Origin of the sequence: Magnetospirillum sp. XM-1, from assembly GCF_001511835.1 — a bacterium.
GTDB lineage: Bacteria > Pseudomonadota > Alphaproteobacteria > Rhodospirillales > Magnetospirillaceae > Phaeospirillum.
The window spans coordinates 332,598-355,064 of record NZ_LN997848.1 but is presented as its reverse complement, the minus strand read 5'-3'; the positions used below and the strand labels follow the sequence as shown (position 1 = coordinate 355,064).

At 67.5% G+C, this 22,467-nt stretch carries 22 protein-coding genes; 12 read left to right on the top strand and 10 right to left on the bottom strand.

Annotated features, from left to right (window positions below):
• Nucleotides 1-21: 21 nt before the first annotated feature.
• Genes XM1_RS01710 through XM1_RS01690 form a run of 5 tightly spaced genes read left to right on the top strand, consistent with a single transcriptional unit; the run spans nt 22 to nt 3,057 of the window.
• Nucleotides 22-843, top strand: coding sequence for a ferritin-like domain-containing protein (locus tag XM1_RS01710; RefSeq protein ID WP_068428754.1), 822 nt, complete (start codon nt 22-24; stop codon nt 841-843).
• 10 nt (nt 844-853) lie between these two features.
• Nucleotides 854-1,414, top strand: a complete 561-nt coding sequence (locus XM1_RS01705) for a pyridoxamine 5'-phosphate oxidase family protein (protein WP_068428752.1) — start codon at nt 854-856, stop codon at nt 1,412-1,414.
• 34 nt (nt 1,415-1,448) lie between these two features.
• The gene (locus XM1_RS01700; RefSeq protein WP_068428747.1) at nt 1,449-1,871 is read left to right on the top strand and encodes a bacteriohemerythrin; all 423 of its coding nucleotides are present in this window, start codon (nt 1,449-1,451) and stop codon (nt 1,869-1,871) included.
• The gene (locus XM1_RS01695) at nt 1,868-2,452 is read left to right on the top strand and encodes a hypothetical protein (RefSeq protein ID WP_231920654.1); all 585 of its coding nucleotides are present in this window, start codon (nt 1,868-1,870) and stop codon (nt 2,450-2,452) included. Before XM1_RS01700 ends, XM1_RS01695 begins: the two co-directional genes overlap by 4 nt.
• Nucleotides 2,449-3,057, top strand: a complete 609-nt coding sequence (locus XM1_RS01690) for a hypothetical protein (protein WP_068428741.1) — start codon at nt 2,449-2,451, stop codon at nt 3,055-3,057. Before XM1_RS01695 ends, XM1_RS01690 begins: the two co-directional genes overlap by 4 nt.
• Nucleotides 3,058-3,117: 60 nt before the next feature.
• Here XM1_RS01690 and XM1_RS01685 read toward each other — a convergent pair whose 3' ends face one another.
• From XM1_RS01685 to XM1_RS01660, 6 genes are all read right to left on the bottom strand, one after another.
• Nucleotides 3,118-3,882 carry an enoyl-CoA hydratase-related protein gene (locus tag XM1_RS01685; RefSeq protein ID WP_068428735.1) on the bottom strand — a complete coding sequence of 255 codons (765 nt, stop codon included), beginning with the start codon at nt 3,880-3,882 and terminating at the stop codon, nt 3,118-3,120.
• Between the two features lie 66 nt (nt 3,883-3,948).
• The gene (locus XM1_RS01680) at nt 3,949-6,705 is read right to left on the bottom strand and encodes an FAD-binding and (Fe-S)-binding domain-containing protein (RefSeq protein WP_068437369.1); all 2,757 of its coding nucleotides are present in this window, start codon (nt 6,703-6,705) and stop codon (nt 3,949-3,951) included.
• A 56-nt stretch (nt 6,706-6,761) separates the two neighbouring features.
• Nucleotides 6,762-7,418 (bottom strand): lactate utilization protein, encoded by a 657-nt coding sequence (locus XM1_RS01675; protein ID WP_156428609.1) that lies wholly within the window; start codon nt 7,416-7,418, stop codon nt 6,762-6,764.
• Complete coding sequence (locus tag XM1_RS01670) at nt 7,411-8,847, bottom strand: LutB/LldF family L-lactate oxidation iron-sulfur protein (protein ID WP_068428729.1); 1,437 nt, start codon at nt 8,845-8,847, stop codon at nt 7,411-7,413. Before XM1_RS01670 ends, XM1_RS01675 begins: the two co-directional genes overlap by 8 nt.
• Complete coding sequence (locus XM1_RS01665; RefSeq protein ID WP_068428727.1) at nt 8,837-9,586, bottom strand: (Fe-S)-binding protein; 750 nt, start codon at nt 9,584-9,586, stop codon at nt 8,837-8,839. Before XM1_RS01665 ends, XM1_RS01670 begins: the two co-directional genes overlap by 11 nt.
• Nucleotides 9,587-9,691: 105 nt before the next feature.
• Entirely contained in the window at nt 9,692-10,306 is a 615-nt protein-coding gene (locus XM1_RS01660) for an FCD domain-containing protein (protein WP_231920653.1), read from the bottom strand.
• Nucleotides 10,307-10,507: 201 nt separating this feature from the next.
• Between XM1_RS01660 and XM1_RS01655 the strand changes: the two genes are divergently transcribed.
• From XM1_RS01655 to XM1_RS01635, 5 genes are all read left to right on the top strand, one after another.
• Nucleotides 10,508-12,151: a lactate permease LctP family transporter gene (locus XM1_RS01655; RefSeq protein ID WP_068428721.1), complete on the top strand. Its 1,644-nt coding sequence runs from the start codon at nt 10,508-10,510 to the stop codon at nt 12,149-12,151.
• A 98-nt stretch (nt 12,152-12,249) separates the two neighbouring features.
• Entirely contained in the window at nt 12,250-12,963 is a 714-nt protein-coding gene (locus XM1_RS01650; RefSeq protein WP_068428718.1) for a gamma-glutamyl-gamma-aminobutyrate hydrolase family protein, read from the top strand.
• The gene (locus tag XM1_RS01645) at nt 12,960-13,847 is read left to right on the top strand and encodes a pseudouridine synthase (protein ID WP_068428715.1); all 888 of its coding nucleotides are present in this window, start codon (nt 12,960-12,962) and stop codon (nt 13,845-13,847) included. The genes XM1_RS01650 and XM1_RS01645 overlap by 4 nt, the downstream gene beginning before the upstream one ends.
• On the top strand, nt 13,822-14,376 hold the full coding sequence (gene rsmD / locus XM1_RS01640; RefSeq protein WP_068428713.1) for a 16S rRNA (guanine(966)-N(2))-methyltransferase RsmD: 555 nt from the start codon (nt 13,822-13,824) through the stop codon (nt 14,374-14,376). Before XM1_RS01645 ends, rsmD begins: the two co-directional genes overlap by 26 nt.
• Nucleotides 14,377-14,421: 45 nt before the next feature.
• A complete protein-coding gene (locus XM1_RS01635; RefSeq protein ID WP_068428710.1) occupies nt 14,422-15,753 on the top strand; it encodes a DNA recombination protein RmuC in 1,332 nt (443 codons plus the stop codon).
• Nucleotides 15,754-15,823: 70 nt separating this feature from the next.
• Here XM1_RS01635 and mtnA read toward each other — a convergent pair whose 3' ends face one another.
• Nucleotides 15,824-16,912 carry an S-methyl-5-thioribose-1-phosphate isomerase gene (gene mtnA / locus XM1_RS01630; protein WP_068428707.1) on the bottom strand — a complete coding sequence of 363 codons (1,089 nt, stop codon included), beginning with the start codon at nt 16,910-16,912 and terminating at the stop codon, nt 15,824-15,826.
• A gap of 105 nt (nt 16,913-17,017) precedes the next feature.
• A complete protein-coding gene (locus XM1_RS01625) occupies nt 17,018-17,905 on the bottom strand; it encodes an S-methyl-5'-thioadenosine phosphorylase (protein ID WP_068428704.1) in 888 nt (295 codons plus the stop codon).
• Nucleotides 17,906-17,989: 84 nt separating this feature from the next.
• Between XM1_RS01625 and XM1_RS01620 the strand changes: the two genes are divergently transcribed.
• The gene (locus XM1_RS01620; protein ID WP_068428701.1) at nt 17,990-18,478 is read left to right on the top strand and encodes a GNAT family N-acetyltransferase; all 489 of its coding nucleotides are present in this window, start codon (nt 17,990-17,992) and stop codon (nt 18,476-18,478) included.
• 45 nt (nt 18,479-18,523) lie between these two features.
• Complete coding sequence (locus XM1_RS01615; protein ID WP_068437366.1) at nt 18,524-19,594, top strand: PA0069 family radical SAM protein; 1,071 nt, start codon at nt 18,524-18,526, stop codon at nt 19,592-19,594.
• Here XM1_RS01615 and msrB read toward each other — a convergent pair.
• The gene (msrB, locus tag XM1_RS01610; protein ID WP_156428607.1) at nt 19,586-19,984 is read right to left on the bottom strand and encodes a peptide-methionine (R)-S-oxide reductase MsrB; all 399 of its coding nucleotides are present in this window, start codon (nt 19,982-19,984) and stop codon (nt 19,586-19,588) included. The genes XM1_RS01615 and msrB overlap by 9 nt on opposite strands.
• A gap of 201 nt (nt 19,985-20,185) precedes the next feature.
• Nucleotides 20,186-22,348: a polyribonucleotide nucleotidyltransferase gene (gene pnp, locus XM1_RS01605; RefSeq protein ID WP_068428696.1), complete on the bottom strand. Its 2,163-nt coding sequence runs from the start codon at nt 22,346-22,348 to the stop codon at nt 20,186-20,188.
• Nucleotides 22,349-22,467 lie beyond the last annotated feature (119 nt).

Here is a 22,467-nt window from a genome sequence, read left to right as displayed (position 1 = left end):
CTTCAAGGGGAGCGGGGGCGCATGCAAGGCGGCAAGGTCTGGAGCGTGGACGACATCGGCTGGGGTCGGCTCGATCCCCGGCGGGTGGATTCCGATCTCCTGAAGGTGGTCAAGGCCGCCGCCATGGTCGAGCGCAATGCCGCCGACTACACCCTCTATCTCGGCCGGGTGTTCCGGGACGATCCCGAATTCGTCGCCCTGCTGGGGCAATGGCGCGACGACGAGATCCGCCACGGCGACACCCTGGGCCGCTATGCCGAGCTGGCCGATCCCGGCTACGACTTTGCCGCCCGCTGCCGGCGCTTCGCCGACGGCTACCGCATCCCGGTCGAGGCCGAGGTCTCGGTGCGCGGCTCGGCCACCGGGGAATTGCTGGCCCGCTGCATCGTCGAGACCGGGACGTCGTCCTTCTATTCCGCCGTCCGCGATTCCAGCCGCGAACCGCTGCTGCGCGAGATCTGCCATCGCATCGCCGGCGACGAGTTCCGCCACTACAAGCTGTTCTACGACGCCATGCGCCGGACCCAGGACCGCGACCGGCTGCCTTTGTGGCGCCGCGTCCTGGTGGTGGTGCGGCGGATCCGTGAAAGCGACGACGACGAGTTGGCCTATGCATGGCATGCGGCCAACGAGCCGGACGACATGGCCTATGACCGGATGCGCTGCAACGCGGCGTACGGCTCGCGCGCCTATGCGCTTTATGGCAAGGTGCATGCCGAGCGGGCGGCGAGCATGGTCGTCAAGGCGGTCGGGCTGGACCCCAAGGGATGGCTGGGCCGCCGGGCCCGCGATTTCGCCTGGGGCAAGATGCGGCAGCGCGCCGGCAGCCTGCGGCCGTCGTGAGGAGGCAGCATTGGCCCAGCACCACCCCTCCATTTCCGATCGTCACGCCGCGTTCATCGCGGCCCAGCCCGTCTTCTTCGTGGCGACGGCCACCGACCAGGGGCGGATCAATCTGTCGCCGAAGGGCCTGGACGGCACGTTCCGCATTCTCGCCCCCAATCGGGTGGCCTGGCTCAATCTGACGGGGAGTGGCAACGAGACGGCCGCCCATCTGGCCCGCAACGACCGCATCACCATCATGTTCTGCGCCTTTTCCGGCCAGCCGCTGATCCTGCGCCTTTATGGCCGGGCCCGCGCCCTGCACCGGCGCGAGGCGGATTGGGCCGAGTTCGCCCCCCTCTTTCCCGACTATCCGGCCAAGCGGCAAATTGTCGTGGTCGAGGTGGACAGCGTCATCACCTCCTGCGGCTTCGGGGTTCCCCTGATGGATTTCGCCGGGCATCGGCCGACCTTGCCCGATTGGGCCGACGCCAAGGGGGCGGACGGCATCCGGCAGTACTGGCGGGACAAGAACCTTGTCAGCTTCGACGGTCTGCCCACCGGGCTTCTGGACGGGGAGGACGAGGTGTGATGTTGTCGTGCTTGAATGATGGGGATGAGTCGGCATGAGTGGCAACGCATTGTGGCAATACCGGTGGAGCGATGAGTTCGCCCTGGGCGATCCGGTCGTGGACGCCCAGCACCGCGCCTTTTTCGAGGAGGCCGCCGCCTTGCGCACCGCCCTGGCCTCGGAAGAGCCCAAGGACGAGATCGTCTCCTATTGCGCCGCCTTCATCGCCAATCTGCGCGCTCATTTCGCCGACGAGGAGCGATTGATGCAGCGCATCGGCTTTCCCGCCCTTGCCATTCATCGGCAGGAGCACGAGCGTCTTCTGGCCCGCACCGAGGAAGTGGTGGCCGAGATTCACGCCGCCGATTGCCTGATCGACTGTCTGCTGGGCGTCCACTCCCTGATGGAGGCCCTGGTGGAGCACGTCACCAATCAGGACATGCGGATCAAGACCTTCATGCCGCGGCAATGCGCATGATCCGCCTCCTGCCCGCCCTCGCCCTGACGCTGGCCGCGGCTTGTCTGCCCGCCCTGGCCGCCGAGCCGCCCCGCAACGTCGCGGAGATCGCCTCGGCCACCTTCGTGCGGGGCTGCGCCGCCCATGTGGGGGCGCTGGACAAGCTCAGGGAGAAGATGCAGCCGGGCGGCGAACTCTACCTGCCCCGCCTGCCCGACCAGGCGGCCCGGCCCTTCCTGCAGGGGCGGCCGGGCGAGGCCTATATCCGCGAGGAGGCTGGGGTCACCCTGGCCATCGTCCCCGCCGACGAGCAATGCGCCGTCTTCGTGCGCCGGGTGCCCGCCGCCGCGCTGAACGCCCAGGTGGAAAAGGACCTGAAGACGGCGGTGGGACGTTATTTCACGGTGCAGGCCGGAGGGCGCGAGACCAAGGGGGCGTTGACCTCCCGCTTCATCGATCTGGTGCCCACCTCCACCTACCGCGATGAACTGGTGCGCAAGCATGGCGGCGAGCCGGCCGGGCTCAGGGTGATCGTCACCACCTCGGAAAGCGCCAATCCCGATCTTCAGGCCATCATCACCATCGGATTGAGGCAGCCATGAGACGCGCCGCCCTAGCCCTGCTTCTCGCCCTGCTGGCGTTGCCCGCCGGGGCTCAATCGCCGGGCGGCATCGCCATCCGCGACGAGACGTCCAGGCTGGCGGTGGCGGTGCTGGGACGCATCTGCGTCCTCAACGTGGGGGATTTCAACGCCCTCAACATCGCCGCCTCGCCCACCGGCGAGTTCGGCTTCTCCGAAGTGGCCCCCGACGTGGCCGAGACCTTTCTCAAGGGCCGTCCCGGACTGGTCCGCGTGTTGCGCCGTCCCGGCCTGGGCGCCGTCACCCTGGTGGCCGGGCGGGACGGGATCTGCAGCGTGTGGTCGGAATACGGCGACTCCATCTCGCTGCAGCGACACCTGCTGGCCATGGTGGAACGGGGCGGGCTGAAGGGCGGGGCGCAATTGCTGGCGCTGGACGCCCGCGACGAGGCGGGAAGCCTGATCGCCGACTATTACCTGATGCCGTCCGACTGGTTCGCCCGCGACCTGAGCCGCCGCCTGGCCGACGACGGCAGCCAGCCGCTGGCCCTGGTGACCTCGGTCTCTCCCCCCGGCCGCCGACCCATGGAGGCCATGCTGTCGGTCAGCCGGATATTGAAGAAGTAGGTCCTGCGGGCAGGATGCCCGCGCTCCGCATCGGCGTGGAGCGCGGCCGTCCCGGCCGCATCAGCGGCACTTGGAGAAATCGGGCGTCCGCTTCTCCTTGAAGGCCGAGACCGCTTCCTTCAGGGCCTCTCCCTTCAGGCACTGGTCGAACACCTTGGACTCGCGCGAAAGGCGATCCATGATCGGCTCGGGCGGGGTCTTCATCAGCGCCTTGATCTGCCGCAGGATCGCCTGCGGCTTGGCCGCCAGCTTGCGCGCCGCCGCCATGGCGGTTTCCTCCAGATCCTCGCCCGGCACCACGCCGTTGATCAGGCCGATGGCCTCGGCGGTTTCGACGCCAAAGGGTTCGCCCAGCATCAGCATCTCGGCGGCGCGGCGATGCCCGGCCAGGGCCGGCATGGTCTGGCTGGAGCCTGCTTCCGGCACGATCCCTAAGTTGATGAACGGCATGTGGAAGCGGGTGCCCGGCGCGGCGTAGACCAGATCGCAATGGGGCAGCAGGGTCGAGCCGATGCCGATGGCGGCACCCCTGACCGCCGCGACCACCGGCTTCTTCGCCCCGGCCACGGAGCGGATGAACGTGTCGGCCACCGAACCGGTCAGCGCCTGCCAGGTCAGGAAGTCGGGCAGGTCGTTGCCGGCCGAGAAATCGTTCTGGCTGCCGAGAATCAGGAAGACGGCGACCTCGTCGTCGGCCTCGCCCCGGGCGAAGGCCGCGGCCAGGGCGGCGTACATCTCGCCGATCAGGGCGTTCTTCTTGTCCGGGCGGTTCATGCGGACCACCTGGACGCCGCTCTCCACGTGGCTTAGCACCAGCTCGCTCATTCCGGTATCTCCTTGCGTATTTAACTTAAGGAGAAGCTGGCACGAGGGGGCGGCGTCGGCAAGTCCTTACCGCGTCGTTCTATCCAGCAGGTAGACGATGGAGCGGTAGGGCACCTCGGCGTGGTCGGCCAGGCCGATCTCGCAGGTGCGGTTGGAGGAGTAGCCGGCCTCGCAGCCCTTCGGCACCTGGGGCGCCAGATGGCGGAGCGCATGGTCGTTGAGTTCGGGCGTGGTGAAGCCCTTGTCGCCGGCGAAGCCGCAGCAGCCCACGCCGTCCGGCGTCACCACCTGCGAGGCGCAGGCCTTGGCCAGGCCCACCATCTTGTCGTCCAGGCCCATCTTGCGGGCGCCGCAATTGACGTGGACCAGGACCGGCTGGGTCTGCTTATCGGGCGAGAGGCGGGGCAGCACCGCGTCGTGCAGGAACTCCACCGAATCCAGCACCGTGAGGCGCTCGCCCAGATAGGTCTTCATGCGCCAGGCGCAGGCCGAGGCGTCCATGACGATGGGAAGCTTGCCATGCTCGCTGGCCTGGAACAGGGCGGCCTCCAACTCGGCGGCCTTGGCGTCGGCGGTGGCCTGGAGGCCCTTGCTCTCGAAGGCCTGGCCGCAGCACAGATTGTCCAGCCCGTCGGGCATCACCACGCCGAAGCCGGCGCGCTGCAGCACGCGGGTCATGACGGTGGGCAGGGATTCCTTCTCCGGATCGCCGGCGGCGGGGCCCATGGAGCGGGCGGCGCAGGTGGGGAAGTACACCACCCGCTCGCCCACCTGGGCGTTGAGAGGGGGCGTGAAGGCGGCCTTGGTGGGCAGATGCTCGCCCAGCTTGGGCGTGCGCCCGCCCGACAGCTTGCGCAAGCCTCCGGCCATGGCGGCCATGGCGCCGGTTCCCGCCACCTTGCTGACCAGCCCGGCGGCGCCCAGGCCGAAGCGGGTGGCGGCAAGCGCCGCGCCGTAATGCCTGGCCGTCCACTGGCCCACGGCATGGGCGCCCGATCCCAGGCGGCGGCCGCGCAAGGACTTGGTCAGCTTGCCGGTCTCGATGCCCACCGGACAGGCGGTGGCGCACAGCCCGCAGGCGGCGCAGGTGTCGATGCCCTGGTAGTCGTAGAGACGGCGAAGCTCGTCGGCGTTCTCGCCTGTCGCGGCGCGCCGGGAAATCTCGCGCCACGAGGTGATGCGCTGGCGGGGCGACAGCGTCAGGCCGTGGCTGGGGCACATGCGTTCGCAGAAACCGCACTCGATGCAGGTGTCGACCAGGGCGTCGGCGGCGGGCAGCGGCTTCAGGTTGGCGAGGTGGGCGCGGGGGTCGCGGTCCAGCAGCACGCCGGGATTGAGCATGCAATCGGGGTCGAGCAGATGCTTGATGTCCCACATCAACTGGGTGGCCTCGGCCCCCCATTCCATCTCGACGAAGGGGGCCATGTTGCGGCCCGTGCCGTGCTCGGCCTTCAAGGAGCCGTCATACTTGGCCACCACCAGTTCGGCCACCTCGTCCATGAAGCGGGCGTAGCGGTCCACTTCCTCCTTGATGCCGAAATCCTGGGTGAAGACGAAGTGCAGGTTACCGTCCAGCGCATGGCCGAAGATGATCGCCTCGGCATAGCCGTGCTTGCGGCACAGACGCTCGAGGTCCACCGTGGCGGCGGCGAGCGATTCGATGGGGAAGGCCACGTCCTCGATGATCACCGTGGTGCCCACCTTGCGCACCGCGCCCACCGCCGGAAACAGGCCCTTCCTGATCTTCCACAGCTTGCCGTACTCGGCCGGGTCGTTGGTGAACTCGGCCGGGAACACGGTGGTGAAGCCGGCCAGCACCTTGCCGATCTCGGCCAGATTGGCGGCCAGCGCGTCGCCGGATTCGCCCCGGGCTTCCACCAGCAGGGCGGTGACGCCCTCGGCCAGGCCGCGGATCTGGGCCGGCATGCCGGGCTTGTCCTCGACCGAGCGAAGGGAGGCGCGGTCCATCAGCTCGACGGCGGAGACCGGGGCCTTCTTCAGGGCCACCACGGCGCGGCAGGCCTCGGCGATGTCGGGGAACAGCAACAGCGCGCTGGCCTTGTTGGCGTGCTCGGCCACCGTGCGGTAGGTGATCTCGGCGATGAAGCCCAGCGTGCCCTCGGACCCGATCATCAGATGGGTGAGGATGTCCAAGGGATCGGTGAAGTCCACCAGGGCGTTCAGGGAATAGCCGGTGGTGTTCTTGATGGCGAACTTCTTGCGGATGCGCTCGAAAAGGGCCTTGTCGCCCCGCACCCGCTTGCCCATCTCGTCGAGCCGGGACAAAAGGTCGGCGTGGCTGGCGCGGAAGGCGGCCACACTGTCCGGGTTGCCGGTATCCACCAGGGTGCCGTCGGCCAGGACCAGACGCATGGACATCATGGTCTGGTACGAATTGTCCGAGGTGCCGCAGCACATGCCGCTGGCGTTGTTGGCGGCGATGCCGCCGATCTTGCACGAATCGATGCTGGCCGGGTCGGGGCCGATCTTGCGGGCGAAGGCGGCGAGGCGGCGGTTGGCGTCGGCGCCGATCACGCCGGGCTGCAGGCGGATGCGCTTGCCCTGCTCCTCGACCACGGCCTGGGTCCAGCCGGTCCCTAAGATCATCAGCACGGAATCGCTCACCGCCTGACCCGACAGCGAGGTGCCGGCGGCGCGGAAGGTGACCGGAGCGTTGTGGCGGCGGCAGGCGGCCAGCAGGCCCCTGACCTCGTCCTCGTCCCTGACCTCGGCCACCACCTGGGGCACCAGGCGGTAGAAGCTGGCGTCGGTGCCATAGGCCAGACGGCGCAGCGGGTCGGTGACCAGCCGGTTCACCGGCATCACGCCGGCGAGGTCCTGCAGCAGGGCGGAATAGTCGGGGGCAGGCGAATTACGGCTCACGGAGACTCACTCCCGATCAGCAGGACGATCAGTTCCTTGGGCCCATGGACGCCATAGGCCAGGGTCTGCTCGATGTCGGCGGTCTTGGAAGGGCCGGACACCAGCACGGCGTTGGTGGGCATGCCATTGGCCCAGCCCTGGACGCGGATGGTCTCGGCCAGCGAATCGGTGAGGCTGGCTTCCTCCACCAGGGCCACGTGGATGGGCGGCAGCAGGCTCATCAGCCGGGGCTCGTCGGGCGTCGGCCACAGCACCAGCGAGCCGGTATGGGCGATCCCGCCCTTGGTGGAGGTGAAGCCGGCATCGGCCTTGGAGACCAGCACGTCCTTGAAGTCCTCGACCGAGCGGTCATAGGCGACCAGCTCGGGGGCGTCCTTGCCCCAGGCCTGGGCCAACAGCCGTCCGGCGGGGGTGGCGGGCGCGTAGACCATGCAGCCCACGCCCTTGTCGGCCAGGATGGATTTCAGCCGTTGGGGCCAGTCGGCGGCGGTGACCTCGTGAATTTCGGCGTGGGACGCCTCCAGCATGGCCTTGAACTTGGCCTTGCGGGCCTGGGCGTCATAGGAGGGGGGCGTCCAGTCGGGGCGCGGCGGCGCGGCGGCCTTGGGCGCGGCCTTCAGGCGGCCGAGAATACGTTCTCGCGGGCTATTCATCACAGAACCCCTTCTCGCGGGCCAGTTCGTGCAGGCTCTTGGGGGCGAATTTCGGCTTGGTGCGGACCGAGGTCCATTGCTTCAGCATGGGGGCGGAAGACGGCACCAGATTGCCGAACCAGCCGAGCAGACGGGTGCCGATGCGGTAGACGAGCGGCGAACCGTACAGCAGCGTCCAGCCCTTCCAGCCCATTGTCTCGGAAGCCGAGGCCATGGAGCCGGCGCCCTTGACCGCGCCGGGCGCGGCGGGACGCACGGATTCGGTGCGCAACCGGACCAGCAGGTCGGGAATGGGGATCTGCACCGGACAGACGTCGGCACAGGCCCGGCACAGCGTCGAGGCGTGCGGCTGGTCGCCGGCGCAGTCGATGCCTTCCAGCTGGGGCGTCAGCAGCTTTCCGATGGGGCCGGGATAGGTGAAGGTGTAGGTGTGGCCGCCGACCCTGGTGTAGACCGGGCAATGGTTCATGCAGGCGGCGCAGCGGATGCAGCGCAGCGTGTCGCGCAGTTCCGTGTCACCGTGGACGCGGGACCGCCCGTTGTCCAGCAGCACCAGATGCACCGCCTTGGGTCCGTCCTTCTCGCCGTCCTTTCGGGGCGACGAGATCATGTTGACGTAGGTGGTGATGGGCTGGCCGGTGGCCGAGCGGGGCAGCAGCGACAGCAGCGGCGGCACGTCGTCGAGCTTTTCCAACACCTTCTCGATGCCGGTCACCGCGATGTGGAGTGGCGGCAAGGTGGTGGACAGCCGCCCGTTGCCCTCGTTCTCGATCAGCACCAGGGTGCCGGTCTCGGCCACCGCGAAGTTGACGCCGGAAATGCCGGCGTCGGCGCCGGCGAAGGCGCCGCGCAGCGCAGCCCGGGCAGCGGCGGTCAGTTCGTCCACGTTCTCGGTGTAGGGCTGGCCCTCGATCTTGTCGTGGAACAGCTCGGCGATCTCGCCCTTGTTCTTGTGGATGCAGGGCATGACGATGTGGCTGGGGGCCTCGCCCGCCAGCTGGATGATGTACTCGCCCAGGTCGGATTCCACCGGGGTGATGCCGTTGCGCTCCAGATGGGCGTTGAGGTGCATCTCCTCGGTGACCATGGACTTGCCCTTGATCACCGTCTTGGCGCCCGCCGCCTCCAGGATGCCCAGCACGATGGAATTGGCTTCGGCGGTGGTCTCGGCCCAATGGACCTGGATGCCGTTCTTCAGGCAATTGGCTTCCAACTGCTCGAGCAGTTCGGGCAGCTTGGCCAGGGAATTGGCGCGCGCCGCCGCGCCCCGGGCGCGCAACGCCGTCCACTCGTCGCCGTCGGCGAACTGGACGGCTCGCTTGGTCATCAGCCCGTCCATGGCGCGGCGGAAATTGGCGCGCAGCTTGGGGTCGTTGAGCGCCACATGGGCCTTGGCGCCGAACTCCATTTTGTGGGCGTCAGCGACCATGGCAGCGCTCCAGGATGAATTCGGCGATGTGGCGGCCCTTGAAGCCCTTCTTACTCTTCTCGGCGGCGCCGGTGATGTTCATCAGGCAGCCGCAATCGCCCGACACCACGCTGGTGGCCCCGGTTTCCTCGATGGAAGCGACCTTGTCGGCGACCATGGCGGCCGAGATCTCGGCCTGGCGCACCGCGAAGGCGCCGCCGAAGCCGCAGCATTCCTTCTCGCGCGGGTTCTCCACCAGGGTGACGTTGGACAGCTGGCGCAGCAGGGCCTTGGGCTGCTCCACCACCCCGGCCTCGCGCTGGGAGTGGCAGGACGGGTGCCAGGTGATGGTCACCTTCTCGCCCTTGTCCACCAGCTTGACGCCCAGCACGTCCACCAGGAACTCGGTCAGCTCGAACACCCGCTTGGAGAAGGCCACGGCGCGGGCGTGGTCGGGGGTGCCCTCGAACATCTCGGGGTAATGGGTCTTCATCATGCCGGCGCACGAGCCCGACGGCACCACGATGGGCCTCTCGCCGGGAAAGGCGTCCAGCTGCAGCCGGGCCACGGCGCGGGCCTCGTCCTGATAGCCGTTGTTGCGGGCCGGCTGGCCGCAGCAGGTCTGCTTGGGCGGAAACACCACCTTGAGGCCTTCGCGCTTCAGCAGCTCCATCCCGGCCAGTCCGGCTTCGGGGTAGAACAGGTCGATCAGGCAGGTTCCGAAGAAGTAGACGCTTTCCGGGCGGGGCTGCTTGGGCATGGGCGTTCCACCAGTGATTGTTTGGCCGGGGCTTTCGGCTCCGGCGCCACCATGGTTACAGCATTCTTACCAAGAGCGTAAAGTGGTAAAATTATTTTGCCAAAATTATCGGGCGCTGTCCCTGGCCCCATCGCGAGCCCGCCCGATCAGGTCCGAGCCCGCCCGGCGGCGCAGCGCCACGTCGCGGCGGGAATTGGCGAACTGGGCCTCGCGCAGCGCTTCCTCGGTGGAATTGATGTGGGCTTCGGCCGTGGCGCGGGCCACTTCGGGATTGCCCGAGGCGATGGCCTGCCAGATGGCCTGGTGCTGGCGCAGGAAGGCGTCGCGCACGCCACGCCGGCGATAGAGGTCGATGCGGTCGTAGAACACGCCGACCTTCAGCATGTCGAAGACGCGGCGCATCACCTGGGCCATCACCAGATTGTGGGCGGCCTCGTAGATGGCCAGGTGGAATTCGGCGTCGGCCGCCGCCTCCTGGGCGGGATCGTCCAGGGCGTGGGCCTTCTCCATGGCTTCCAGGCAGGCCCGGATCCGGGCGAGGTCCTCGTCCGTGGCCCGCTCGGCCGCCAGGGCGGCAGCGTTGCCGGCCATCACCCGGCGGAATTCGAAATAGTCGAAGACCGTCTCGGGATGGGCCTGCAGCAGGCGGGCCAGCGGGTCGGCGGCGGGTTGCTCTGTGCCGGGATCAATGGCGGTGGCGTGGGGGGCGGCGTGAATCATGCCTTCAGGATAGGACGGGGTGAGGTCATATCCAACCATGGATTTTTGGCATGGCAACTTTTCCATTTACAGCGGATGACGAAGTGAGTTATCCACCGTCATCATCTGGTCAAATTTTGTTACCACGATTCAAAAAACGTTCAACGCCAACACCTCGCCGGCATCTTGAAGGATGCACGGTCGAACCTTCGGGGAGGCACCATGCAAGCCTGGATGCAAGTTTACGATCCGGCCGGCAATCTGTGGCTGTCGTCACTGATCGCCGCCATTCCGATCATCTTCTTCTTCGTCGCGCTGGCGATTTTGAAGCTCAAGGGCCATGTGGCCGGCACCATCACGGTGCTGCTGTCCATCGCGGTGGCCATCGTGTTCTACAAGATGCCGGTCGCCTCGGCCTTGATGGCGGGCGTCCAGGGCTTCCTGTTCGGCCTGTGGCCCATCGCCTGGATCATCATCGGTGCGGTGTTCCTCTATAAGGTCACGGTCAAAACCGGCCAGTTCGAGATCATCCGCGCCTCGGTGGTGTCCATCACCGCCGACCAGCGTCTGCAGATGCTGATGATCGGCTTCTCGTTCGGCGCCTTCCTCGAGGGCGCGGCGGGCTTCGGCGCGCCGGTGGCCATCACCGCCGCCCTGCTGGTGGGCCTGGGCTTCAACCCGCTCTACGCCGCCGGCCTGTGCCTGATCGCCAACACCGCTCCGGTGGCTTTCGGCGCCATGGGCATTCCGATCATCGTCGCCGGCCAGGTTTCGGGCCTCGACCCCTTCAAGATCGGCGCCATGGCCGGCCGCCAGCTGCCGCTGCTGGCCGTGTTCGTGCCCTTCTGGATCGTGTTCATCATGGACGGCTTCAAGGGCGTCCGCGAGACCTGGCCCGCCATCCTGGTGGCCGGCGGCTCGTTCGCCTTCGGCGTGTGGTTCACCTCCAACTACATCGGTCCGGAGCTGCCCGACATCACCTCGGCGCTGATCAGCCTGGTGTGCATCACCGTGTTCCTCAAGTTCTGGCAGCCGAAGAACATCTTCCGCTTCAAGGCCGAGGGCGCGGACGAGAAGCACTCCCACGACTACACCGCCGGCCAGATCGCCAAGGCCTGGGCGCCGTTCCTGATCCTCACCGCCGTGGTGACGGTGTGGAGCCTGAAGTCCTTCAAGGCGATGTTCGCCAAGGGCGGCGAGCTGCTGTTCACCAACATCAACTGGGAAGTGCCCTACCTGCACAACCTGGTGTCCAAGGTGCCGCCGATCGTCGCCGCCGCCAAGGCCGTGCCGGCCGTCTACACCCTGAACCTGGTGTCGGCCACCGGCACCGCCATCCTGATCTCGGCCATCATCACCATCGTCATGCTGGGGATGAAGGGCTCGGACGGCCTGAAGACCTTCGGCGAGACCCTGAACGAGCTGAAGCGCCCCATCTACACCATCGGCACGGTGCTGGCCTTCGCCTATGTGGCCAACGCCTCGGGCCTGTCGACCACGCTGGCCCTGCTGCTGACCGGTGCCGGCGACGTCTATCCCTTCTTCTCGCCGGTGCTGGGCTGGCTGGGCGTGTTCCTCACGGGCTCGGACACCTCGTCCAACGCCCTGTTCGGCGCGCTGCAGGCCACTACCGCCAAGCAACTGGGGATCAGCGACATCCTGATGGTCGCCGCCAACACCACCGGCGGCGTCACCGGCAAGATGATCTCGCCCCAGTCCATCGCGGTGGCCTGCGCCGCCGTGGGCCTGGTGGGCCACGAGTCGAACCTGTTCCGCTTCACCTTGAAGCACAGCATCTTCTTCGTGTGCATCATCGGCGTGATCACCACGCTCCAGGCCTATGTCTTCACCTGGATGATTCCTTAAAAGATCACCCTCCAGCATCCCCTGATGCCGGACAAACTGGCCCGGGCGGTTTCGCCCGGGCCTTTCTTCTTTGGCCCCAGGGGGGTATAGACAGGGATATGAGCCTCTCGCCCCCCCTTATCGGCATCACCCTCGACAGCGAGGAGCCCGGCGGCTATTCCCGCATGCCGTGGTACGCGCTGCGTCGCAATTACGCCGAGATCGTGGCCCGCGCCGGCGGGCTGCCGGTGATGCTTCCGCACGAGCCCCGTCTGGCCGCCGCCTTCCTCGAGCGCATCGACGGGCTGATCGTCACCGGCGGCGCCTTCGACATTGACCCGGCCCTGTTCGGCGCCGAGGCCCGCGCCGGGCTGGTGCTGAAGACCGGGCGCACCCAATTCGAACTGGCCATGGTGCGGGGCGCGCTGGAGCGCGACATGCCCATCCTCGGCATCTGCGGCGGGCAGCAATTGCTCAACGTGGCGCTGGGCGGCACCCTGATCCAGCACATTCCCGACGAGGTGGCGGGCGCCCTGGCCCACGAGCAGCCCAATTCCCGCTCCGAGCCCGGCCACTGGGTGGAGATCGCCACCGGAACCCAGCTTGCCGCCATCGTCGGCGAGACGCGCATTCCCGTGAACTCGGCCCATCACCAGGCGGTGCGCGACGTGGCGTCCGGCTGCGTCGTCAACGCCATCGCCCCCGACGGGGTGATCGAGGGCATCGAGGCGACGGGCAAGGCTTTCTGCATCGGGGTCCAGTGGCATCCCGAATATGACATCAGCCCGGCGGATTCCGCCCTGCTGCGGGCCTTCGTTGGAGCGTGCCGATGACCGAGGAAAAAGGGGAAAGAATAGCCAAGCGTCTGGCCCGCGCCGGCCTGTGCTCGCGCCGCGAGGCCGAGCGCTGGGTCGAGATGGGCCGCGTCTCGGTCAACGGCAAGACCCTGGACAGCCCGGCTTGCGTGGTCGGCCCCGGCGACATCGTGCTGGTGGACGGCACGCCGCTGGCCGAGCCGGAAAAGACCCGGCTGTGGCGCTATCACAAGCCCGCCGGTCTGGTCACCACCCACCGGGACCCGGAAGGGCGCCCCACGGTGTTCGACCACCTGCCCGAAGGCATGCCCCGGGTCATCTCGGTGGGCCGCCTCGACCTCAATTCCGAGGGCCTGCTGCTGCTGACCAATGACGGCGAGCTGGCCCGCAAGCTGGAGCTGCCCTCCAACGCCTGGGTGCGGCGCTACCGGGTGCGGGTCCATGGCGAGGTGTCCGAGGACGCCCTGGCCCGGCTGGAGAACGGCATCACCATCGACGGCATGGCCTATGGTTCCATCAGCGCGACGCTCGACCGTCGCCAGGGCGCCAACGCCTGGCTGACCGTCTCGCTGAAGGAAGGCAAGAACCGCGAAATCCGCCGGGTGATGGAATATCTCGGCTGGCCGGTGTCGCGCCTGATCCGCGTCTCCTACGGCCCCTTCCAGCTGGGCACCCTGGCGGAAGGCGAAGCCGACGAGGTGGCGGGCAAGGTCCTGCGCGAGCAGATGGGCGAGGGCAAGACGGTCTTGAAGCCCAAGGCCGAGCACAAGCCGGCCGGCGAGCGCGAGAAGGAGCAGCGGGTCGCCGCCCGGGCGCGCAAGCAGAAGCTGGCCGAGGACAAGCGCGCCGCCGACGCCAAGAAGGAAAAGTCCCGCGATGCGCATCGTCGCCGGTCTTCATAAGGGCCGCCGCCTGGAGGCTCCGTCCGGCCGCGATACCCGGCCCACCGCCGACCGGGTGCGTCAGGCGCTGTTCGACATCCTGGTGCATTCCGATCTGGTGGAGATGGAGGATGCCCGCGTGGTGGACGCCTTCGCCGGTTCCGGCGCCCTGGGCCTGGAAGCCCTGTCGCGCGGCGCGGCCCATGCCTGCTTCCTCGAACTGGCGGCGCAGCCCCTGGCCGCCGTCTACGCCAATGTGAAGGCGCTGAGGGAGGAGGAGCGGACCAAGGTGATCCGCGCCGACGCCGCCAAGCCCCCCGTTGCCCCCCATGCCTGCACCCTGGCCTTCCTCGACCCGCCCTATCATTCCGGGCTGGCCGCGCCCTGCCTGGAGGGGCTCGCCGCCAAGGGCTGGCTGGAGGAGGGCGCCCTGGCGGTGGTGGAAGTGGCCGCCGACGAGGCCTTTACCCCGCCCGCCGGTTTCGAGATCGCCGACGAGCGCCCGCGCGGCGCGGCGCGGCTGGTGTTCGTGGTTTACCGCCGCCCGTGATGCGTGCTACAAGGCAATCGTTCCCGTAATGTTCGGACGCTTGCCATGGATTTTGCCCTGATCTCCGCTGGTCTCTCCCTGCTCGCCCTGGTGGGCGTGGTGCTGTTGCTGCTGCGCAAACGGGACGACCTGTCCGAGCGTCTCGACCGGCTGGAGCGGGTCTTGCGCGACGAGGCCCGCCAGGACCGGCGCGAGACCGCCGAGATGATCCGCGACCATCAGACCGCTTCCGCCGCCAGCGCCGACAAGTACCACACCGAGCTGCGCATCCTGGTGGAGACCAAGCTGGCCGAGTTCCGCTCGGACCAGGCCACCCAGGCCCGCGCGCTTCGCGAAGAGGTGCTGGGCGGCATCAAGCAGCTGGGCGAGGGGATCGGCAAGACCGTGTCGGAGCAGACCCGCGTGGTCTCGGAACATCTGGACAAGCTCAGGGGCGAGAACACCGCCAAGCTGGAGCAGATGCGCCAGACCGTGGACGAGAAACTGCAGGGCACCCTGGAAAAGCGCCTGGGCGAATCCTTCAAGCTGGTCAGCGAACGGCTGGAACAGGTGCACAAGGGCCTGGGCGAGATGCAGAATCTGGCCAGCGGCGTCGGCGACCTGAAGCGGGTGCTCACCAACGTCAAGACCCGCGGCACCTGGGGCGAGGTGCAGCTGGGCGCCTTGCTGGAGCAGATTTTCCGCGCCGACCAGTATGTGCGCGAAGCCAATTGCCGCAAGGGCAGCCTGGAGCGTGTCGACTTCGCCATCCGCCTGCCGGGCAAGGGCGACGACGAGCCGGAAGTGCTGCTGCCCATCGATTCCAAGTTCCCCAACGAGGATTACGAGCGCCTGCAGATGGCCGTCGAGCGCGCCGATGCCGATGCGGTGGAGGTCGCCGCCAAGGCGCTGGAAGCGCGGGTCAAATCCTTCGCCCGCGACATCCGCGACAAATACGTCAATCCGCCGGTGACCACCGACTTCGCCATCCTGTTCCTGCCCACCGAGGGGCTTTACGCCGAGGTGCTGCGCCGACCCGGCCTGGTGGACCTGATCCAGCGCGACTACAAGGTCGTCGCCGCCGGGCCGACCACGCTGGGCGCCATCCTCAACGCCATCCAGATGGGCTTCAAGACCATGGCCATCGAGAAGCGTTCGAGCGAGGTGTGGGAGATCCTGGGTGCGGTCAAGACCGAGTTCGGCAAGTACGGCGACGTGCTCGACAAGGTGCAGAAGAAGCTGCAGGAAGCGTCGAAGACCATCGACGACGTGGCGGTGAGAAAGCGCGCCATCGACCGCCAATTGCGCAAGGTGGAAGCCATCCCCGATGCCGGCGTCGAGGCCCTGCTGGCCCTTGGCGCCACCGCCATCGACGATGCGGGCGAGGACGAGGGGTGATGCGGGCGGGACGCCCGCGCTCCATTGAGACGACCTTATTCGGAGCGCGGGCGTCCCGCCCGCCCTGTCCTTACGCCCTCTCCGGGAACAGCCCCTTCAACCCCTCCGGCGAGGCCGCGCAGACCCCACGTTCGGTGATCAGGCCGGTGACCAGGCGGGCCGGCGTGACGTCGAAGCCGTAATTGACGGCGGCCGAGCCATCGGGCGTCACCTGGACCTCGTGCACCACCCCGTCTTCGGTACGACCGAAGATATGGGTCTGCTCGCGGGCCGAGCGGGTCTCGATGGGGATCTCCTTGACCCCGTCGGCGATGGTCCAGTCGATGGTCGGGCTGGGCAGGCCGACATAGAAGGGCACGTTGTTGTCTTTGGCGGCCAGGGCCTTCAAGTACGTGCCGATCTTGTTGCAGACGTCGCCGTTGCGCGTGGTGCGGTCGGTGCCGACGATGCACAGGTCGACCATGCCGTGCTGCATCAGGTGGCCGCCGGTATTGTCGGCGATCACCGTGTGGGGCACGCCGTGCCAGTTTAATTCCCGCGCCGTCAGGCTGGCGCCCTGGTTGCGCGGCCGCGTCTCGTCCACCCAGACGTGGACGGGAATGCCGGCGTCAAAGGCCTTGTAGATGGGGGCCAGCGCCGTGCCCCAATCCACCGTGGCCAGCCAGCCAGCATTGCAGTGGGTGAGGATGTTGATGGTGCGGCCCTTGGCCTTGTAATGCTCGGCGATGATCCTGGCGCCGTGGACGCCAAGGGCGGCGTTCTGGGCGGAATCCTCGTCGCAGATATCTCCGGCGCGCTCGTAGGCGGCCTCGATACGGTCCTTGACGGCCAGCGGCTTCAACACCGCCATCATCTCGTCCAGGGCCCATTTGAGGTTGATGGCGGTGGGCCGGGTGGCGTGCAGCACCGCGTAGGTCTTCTCCAGCCCCTTGTCGGAGGCGTCATCGAGGCAGGCCAGGGCCATGCCGTAGGCGGCGGTGGCGCCGATCAGCGGCGCGCCCCTGACCCACATGTCCTTGATGGCCTTGGCGGCGTCATCGAGGGATGTCAGCGCCACGGTGACGAATTCGTGGGGCAGCCGGGTCTGGTCGATGATCTCGACCACGCGCCCGTCGGCGCCCAGCCAGATGGTGCGGTAGGGGGTGCCGTTGATCAGCATGATGAGTCCTTCTTGTCCCTCAGGCGCCGGGCGCGGCCCTTCGGCCCGCTTGGCTTTCCGCGCCATAAGGCGCGCGTCGCGTTGCTCCTAGGGGCTAGGCGAAGCCTAGCCCTTCAGCACCCGTCCCGCCACCGCGTCCAGCTTGCCCACCACGGCCGGGTCGCGGACTTCACCATGGGTGATGATGGCGTTGTCGAGCGCGGTGTGGCAGCCCTTGGCGCAAGGCGCGGTGCGGCCCGTCACCTTGGGGGCGACGGTCTTGACCAGCGAGCGGGCGCGATCGGCATTGGCCAGCAGCACCTTGACGATGGCGTCCACGGTGACCGCGTCGTGGTCGGGGTGCCAGCAATCGTAATCGGTGACCATGGCGACGCTGGCGTAGCACATCTCGGCTTCGCGGGCCAATTTGGCCTCAGGCATGTTGGTCATGCCGATGACGTCGCAGCCCCACTGGCGATACAGGTTGCTTTCGGCCTGGGTGGAGAATTGCGGGCCCTCCATCACCAGATAGGTGCCGCCGCGCACGGCGACGATGCCGGCTTCCTTGGCGGCCGCTTCCACCATGTCGCCCAGGCGGCCACAGGTGGGGTGCGCCATGGAGACGTGGGCCACCAGCCCGGTCTCGAAGAAGCTCTTGGTGCGCGCGAAGGTGCGGTCGATGAACTGGTCGACGATGACGAAGGTGCCGGGCGGCAGCTCTTCCTTGAGCGAGCCCACCGCCGAGACCGACAGGATCTCGGTGACGCCGGCCCGCTTCATGGCGTCGATATTGGCGCGGAAGTTCAGCTCCGACGGCGGGATGCGGTGGCCGCGCCCGTGGCGGGGCAGGAACACCAGCTTTTGGCCGTCCAGCTCGCCGAACAGGAACTCGTCCGAGGTGGGGCCGAACGGGCTTTCCACCCGGCGCCATTCCTTGTTGGTCAGCCCGTCGATGTCATAGACGCCAGAGCCGCCGATGATGCCGAGTACGGGAGTGGAATGTCCGTCCGCCATGGGAAAGTTCCTTCGAATGCGATGGTCCGCTGGTGTTAGGCCAAATCCGTTGGCAGGTCAATGCGGCGGCGGTAGGGTTGGGCAATGATGACGATCCGTTCTGCCCAGGCCGCCGACCGCGATGCCGTCTGGTCTATTCTTGAGCCGGTGATCCGGGCGGGAGAGACCTATGCCCTGCCGCGCGATTGGAGCCGCGAGCAAGCCCTGGACTACTGGTTCGCCGAACCGCACCGGGTCTTCGTGGCCGAGGAGGAGGGGCGGGTGCTGGGGACGTATTACCTACAGCCCAACCAGCAGGGCGGCGGCTCCCATGTTGCCAATTGCGGCTTCATGACCCATGCGGATGCCGGAGGGCGCGGCGTGGCGCGACGCATGTGCGCCCATGCCCTGGAGACCGCGCCCGGGCTGGGGTTCCGCGCCATGCAGTTCAACTTCGTGGTCTCCACCAATCACCGCGCCGTGGCCTTATGGCGGCGCCTGGGTTTCCGGGTGCTGGCGAACCTGCCCGGCGCCTTCCTGCATCCGGTTTGCGGCTATGTGGACGCCATGGTGATGTTCCGGGAACTGGAGTGACGGGGCGCTCGACGGCCGAATGATGTTCATGATATGTTCGGCGTCATGGCATCCCAGGATTGGCCCAAGGCGCGCGGTGCGCGCTCCAACCCCACGCCCCGCTTCGACTGCCTGAGCGCCGAGGCGGTGGATGACGGCTGGGACCTGGTCGAGGAGGAGCGGCCCGCCCCCGGCACCACCATCCATGTGGAGCGGGCGCGCAGTATCCTGACGCGCAACGATTCGCCCGACATTCCCTTCGACCGTTCGGTCAACCCCTATCGTGGCTGCGGGCATGGCTGCGTCTATTGCTTCGCCCGGCCCAGCCACGCCTATCTCGACCTGTCGCCGGGCCTGGACTTCGAGACCAGGCTGACCGTGAAGCCCGACGCAGCCGTCTTGCTGGAGGCGGCGCTGAGGAAGCCCGGCTACCGGCCCGCTCCCATCGCCTTCGGCACCAACACCGATCCCTACCAGCCCATCGAGCGCGACTGGCAGATCATGCGCGGCTGCCTCGAGATGCTGGCCACCTTTCATCATCCGGTGATGATCACTACCAAGGGCTTTCTGGTGACCCGCGATGTGGACATCCTGGGTCCCATGGCCGCCAAAGGGCTGGCGGCGGTGGCGGTCAGCGTCACCACGCTGGACGCCCGCCTGCACGGCAAGCTGGAGCCCCGCGCCTCGTCGCCCGCCCGGCGGCTGGAAGCCATTCGCCGCCTGTCGGCCGAGGGCGTGCCCACCATGGTGATGGCGGCGCCCATGATCCCGCGCATCAACGACCACGAGTTGGAGGATATCCTGGCGGCGGCCAGCGACGCCGGGGCGACAGCGGCGGGCTTCACCCTGCTGCGCCTGCCCTACGAGGTGAAGGATCTGTTCGCCGAGTGGCTCGACGCCCATTTTCCCGAGCGGGCGGCCCATGTGCTGTCCCTGATGGCGCAGCAGCGGGGCGGCCGGCTCAACGATCCCCGCTTCGGCAAACGCATGAGCGGTGAAGGCGAGCACGCCCGCCTGCTGGCAAACCGCTTCCACGTGGCGGTACGCAAGCTGGGCCTGACGGGCGGACGGGTGACGCTGGACTGTTCCCGGTTCAAGCCGCCGCCCCGGGTGGGGGATCAGTTGCGGCTATTCTGACTTCTCGAATTTCAGCGACAGGGAATTGATGCAATAGCGCAGGCCCGTCGGCCCCGGGCCGTCGTCGAAGACGTGGCCCAGATGGGCGTCGCATTGGGAGCACAGGACCTCGGTGCGGATCATGCCGTGGCTGCGGTCGCGTTCTTCCGCCACCGCGTCTGGCGTCGCGGGCATGGAGAAGGCGGGCCAGCCGCAGCCGGAGTTGAACTTGGCTTCCGAGGCGAACAGTTCCTGGCCGCAGCAGACGCAATGATAGCGTCCGGGCTTGAACAGGTGGTCGTATTCGCCGGAGAAGGGGCGTTCCGTCGCCTTCTGGCGGGTCACGGCGTATTGGCCGGGGGTCAATTGCGCCTGCCACTCGGCGTCGGTCTTCACCACCTTGTCGGTCATGGGCTGTCTCCAAGGGTTCGTCATGCCCGGCCTCGTGCCGGGCATCCACGTCCGGCCGCGCCAAGAGCGCCTGGAATTCGGCACGGCATGGATCGCCGGGTCAAGCCCGGCGATGACGAAAAGATGGGAACCTGACGCCCAAGAAAAAAGCGCGGTCCCTTTCGGAACCGCGCCCTTTCTCGTCGGAAGTCACGCCGAGGATCAATCCTCGTGGTGACGCTCCTTCTTGCGCTCGGCGCGCTCGGCTTCCAGCTGGGCGGAGATGTCCTCGCCGGTGGTCTGATCCACCTGCTTCATGGACAGCTTCACCTTGCCGCGGTCGTCGAAGCCCAGGACCTTGACCTTGACCACGTCGCCCTGCTTGACCACGTCGGCGGTCTTGGCGACGCGCTCGCGGGCCAGTTCCGAGATGTGGACCAGGCCGTCGCGCGACCCCAGGAAGTTCACGAAGGCGCCGAAATCGACCACCTTCACGACCTTGCCGTTGTAGATCACGCCCAGCTCCGGCTCGGCGACGATGCCGCGGATCCAGTCGATGGCGCGCTGGCCGGCATCGGCGTCGACCGAGGCCACCTTGATGGTGCCGTCGTCGTCGATGTCGATCTTGGCGCCGGTCTGCTCGCAGATCTCGCGGATGACCTTGCCGCCGGTGCCGATGACTTCGCGGATCTTCTCCTTGGGAATGGAGATGGTGGTGATGCGCGGAGCATTGCCCGACACCGAATCACGGGCGTGATCCAGGCCCTTGTTCATCTCGCCCAGGATGTGGATGCGGCCGTCCTTGGCCTGACCCAGCGCGATCTTCATGATCTCCTCGGTGATCGAGGTGATCTTGATGTCCATCTGCAGCGCGGTGACGCCATCGACGGTGCCCGCCACCTTGAAGTCCATGTCGCCCAGGTGATCCTCGTCACCCAGGATGTCGGACAGCACGGCGAAGTCGTTGCCTTCCTTGATCAGGCCCATGGCGATACCGGCCACCGGCTTGGGCAGGGGCACGCCGGCATCCATCATGGCCAGGGACGAACCGCAGACGGTCGCCATGGACGAGGAGCCGTTGGACTCGGTGATCTCCGAGACCACGCGCATGGTGTAGGGGAAGCTCTCCTTCACCGGCAGGCAGGGACGCATGGCGCGCCAGGCCAGCTTGCCGTGGCCGATCTCGCGACGGCCCGGCGAACCCATGCGGCCGGCTTCACCCACCGAGTAGGGGGGGAAGTTGTAGTGCAGCATGAAGTGCTCGCGGTACTCGCCCGCCAGCTGGTCGATGATCTGCTCGTCCTGGCCGGTGCCCAGCGTGGCGACCACCAGGGCCTGGGTCTCGCCACGGGTGAACAGGGCGGAACCGTGGGCGCGGGGCAGAACGCCGACATCAACCTCGATCTTGCGAACGGTCTTGGTGTCGCGGCCGTCGATGCGCACGCCGGTCTTCAGGATGTTGCCGCGCACCACGTCGGCTTCCAGGTGCTTCAGGATGCCACCGGCGACGGCCAGTTCGGCCGGCTCGGACAAGAGGGCCAGGGCCTTCTTCTTGACCTCGCCCACGGCAGCGTAGCGGTCCTGCTTCTTGATGATCTTGTAGGCCTCGGCCATCTCGGCGGGGACGCCGGCATCGGCGAACTTGGCCGTGACCACCGCCACCTCGGCGGGGGGGGCGGGCAGGTCCCACGGGTCCTTGGCGCATTCCTCGGCCAGATCGATGATCGCCTGGATCACCGCCTGGAACTCCTTGTGGCCGTACATCACGGCGCCCAGCATGACCTCTTCCGACAGCTGCTTGGCCTCGGATTCGACCATCAGCACGCCTTCGGTGGTGCCGGCGACCACCAGGTCGAGATCACTCTTGGGCAGATCGCCGACCAGCGGGTTCAGCACGTACTTGCCGTCCACATAGCCGACGCGGGCGGCGCCGACCGGACCCATGAAGGGCAGGCCCGAGATGGTCAGAGCGGCGGAGGTGCCGACCATGGCGACGATGTCGGGATCGTTCTCGAGGTCATGGGACAGCACGGTGCAGACCACCTGCACCTCGTTGCGGAAGCCGTCGGCGAACAGCGGGCGGATGGGGCGGTCGATCAGGCGGGAGACCAGGGTCTCCTTCTCGCTCGGACGGCCCTCGCGCTTGAAGAAGCCGCCGGGGATCTTGCCCGCGGCGAAAGCCTTCTCCTGGTAGTTCACCGTCAGGGGGAAGAAGTCGATGCCGGGCTTCTGGCTCTTGGCGCCCACCACGGTGCACAGCACGGTGGTTTCGCCGTAGGTGGCCATCACGGCGCCGTCGGCCTGGCGGGCGACCTTGCCGGTCTCCAGAACCAGCTTGCGGCCGCCCCAGGTGAGTTCCTTGCGGTGGACATTGAACATGGACATGTAAGTCACTTCCTTATGTTTAGGACCGCCGCCGGATTGCGGTCGGTCCCGGCGTCAATTTTTCGCGGCGGCCGCTTTCCTGCGGCACAAACGCGGACACCCGCGCGGAGCCATCCCCG